Origin of the sequence: Duganella sp. HH101 (genome assembly GCF_001758795.1) — a bacterium.
GTDB lineage: Bacteria > Pseudomonadota > Gammaproteobacteria > Burkholderiales > Burkholderiaceae_D > Rugamonas > Rugamonas rivuli.
This window is the reverse complement of sequence record NZ_LRON01000065.1, coordinates 1-2,287: the sequence shown is the minus strand read 5'-3', so window position 1 is coordinate 2,287 and position 2,287 is coordinate 1. Positions and strand designations below refer to the sequence as shown.

Annotated in this window: 1 protein-coding gene; it reads right to left on the bottom strand. The window is 65.1% G+C overall.

The genetic code is table 11. From position 1 onward, the window contains the following. The coding region (locus DUGA2_RS32290) for an amino acid adenylation domain-containing protein (RefSeq protein ID WP_141753462.1) at window positions 1-2,287 on the bottom strand (2,287 nt) is incomplete at both ends.

Here is a 2,287-nt window from a genome sequence, read left to right as displayed (position 1 = left end):
GATGGAGCACGCCGGCCCAGATATCGGCCATGGCCTCTTCGGCCGCCGTGCGCGGCGCCACGTAGCCTTCTTCGCTGCGTGCCATATCCGGCGCTGGCAAGGCCTTGCGGTCCACTTTGCCGTTCGGCGTCAATGGCAGCTGGTCCAGCACCACGAAGTGGGCAGGCACCATGTATTCCGGCAGCGATGCCAGCAAGGCGGCGCGCAGTCCGGCGTCATCCGGCAATTGCTCGCCATCGTGCGCCACCAGGTAGGCCACCAGCCGCTGGTCGCCGGCCACGTCCTCGCGTGCCAGCACCAGCGCGTCGCGCACCGGCTCCAGGGCTGCAAGCGTGGATTCAATCTCACCAAGTTCGATACGGAAGCCGCGCAGCTTGACCTGGTGGTCGATACGGCCCAGGTACTCGATGCTGCTATCTTCCAGATAGCGCGCCAAGTCGCCCGATTTGTACATGCGCGATCCGGCCTCGCCAAACGGATTCGGGATGAATTTCTCCGCCGTCAAGTCAGCACGTTTCACATAGCCGCGCGCCAGGCCGACGCCCGCTATATGCAACTCGCCCGCGACGCCCATCGGTACAGGGTTCAAGCCCGCATCCAGAATGTGGATCTGTGTATTGGCGATCGGATGACCGATAGGCACGCAGGACAATTCGCTCTCCGCGTCGCAACGCCAGTAGGTGACGTCGACCGAAGCCTCCGTCGGACCGTACAGGTTATGCAACGCCACATGACGCCACTGGCCCAGGAAGCGCTGCTGCAGTTCCCACGGCAACGCCTGGCCGCTGCACATCACCTGGCGCAGCGTTGCGCCCTGCTCCACCGGCGCCGCGTTCGCAAACACTTCCAGCATCGGCGGAACGAAGTGCGCCGTCGTGATGCCCTGCTGCGCGATCAGTTGCGACAGGTATGCCACATCCTGATGGCCGCCCGGTTTCGCCAGCACCAGCCGCGCGCCTTCCATCAGCGGCCAGAAGAACTCCCACACCGAGACGTCGAAACTGAACGGCGTTTTCTGCAGCACGCGGTCTTGCGGCGTCAGCTCGTAAGCCTGCTGCATCCAGCGCAGACGGTTCACGATACCCGCGTGGTCGATGGCTGCGCCTTTCGGACGGCCGGTCGAACCGGAGGTGTAGATCACGTAGGCCAGGTTGCGCGCCGACGTCAAATTGGACGGATTGGTGGCGTCGCATGCGTCCAGCGAGGCCGCGTCGGCGTCCAGCAGGAACACCGGAACCGCGCTCTCCGGCAGCACCGACAGCAGGCGCTGCTGCGTCAGCAGCACCGCAGGCGCCGCATCCTCCAGCATGTAGGCCAGGCGGTCGGCCGGATAGGCCGGGTCCAGCGGCACGTACGCGCCGCCGGCTTTCAATACGCCCATCAGGCCCACCACCATCTCCAGCGAGCGCTCCGTGCATACGCCCACCAGCACGTCCGGGCCTACACCCAACGTGCGCAGATGATGCGCCAGGCGGTTCGCCCGCGCATTCAGTTCGGCATAGGTCAGCTGCTCATCTTCGTACACCAACGCCACCTGCTGCGGCGCCGCCAGGACCTGGCGCTCAAACAGCTCGTGCAGCGTTCCATCGAGCAGGGATGCATCGGCAGTGTCGTTCCACTCCACCAGCAGTTGGTGGCGTTCGGCGTCGTCCAGCATGTCCAGATCGCGGATGCGGCGCTCAGGGTTGGCCACGATGGCCTCCACCAGCCGGGCGAAGTGCGCCGCCATGCGCGCCATCGTCGACGGCTCGAACAGGTCGGTGTTGTAGCTGATGCTGCCGATCAGGCGTCCGCCTTCCTCCGTGAACGTGAACGTCAGGTCGAACTTGGCCTGTACGCCCTCGCCGCCCATGGCTTGCAGGGTCAGCCCCGGCAGCGTGAGCGCGTCCATCGGCGCGTTCTGTAACGCCAGCATCACCTGGAACAGCGGCGAATGGCTGGTGTGGCGCTCAGGCTTGAGTACATCGACCAGCTGCTCGAACGGCACGTCCTGGTGCGCGTACGCGTCCAGCGTGTTGGCGCGTACCTGGTCGAGCAATTGCAGGAAGCTGGCGCCATGATCGACTTGCGTGCGCAGCACCAGCGTGTTGACGAAGAAGCCGATCAGCCCTTCCGTCTCCGCGCGGTTGCGGTTGGCGATCGGCGTGCCGATGCAGATGTCGTCCTGTCCAGCGTAACGCGACAGCAGCACATTGAAGGCTGCCGTCAGCGTCATGAACAAGGTGCCTTGCACACGGCGGCTCAGGTCATTAAGGCCAGCCGTGGTGGTGGCCGACAGTGTGAGCGG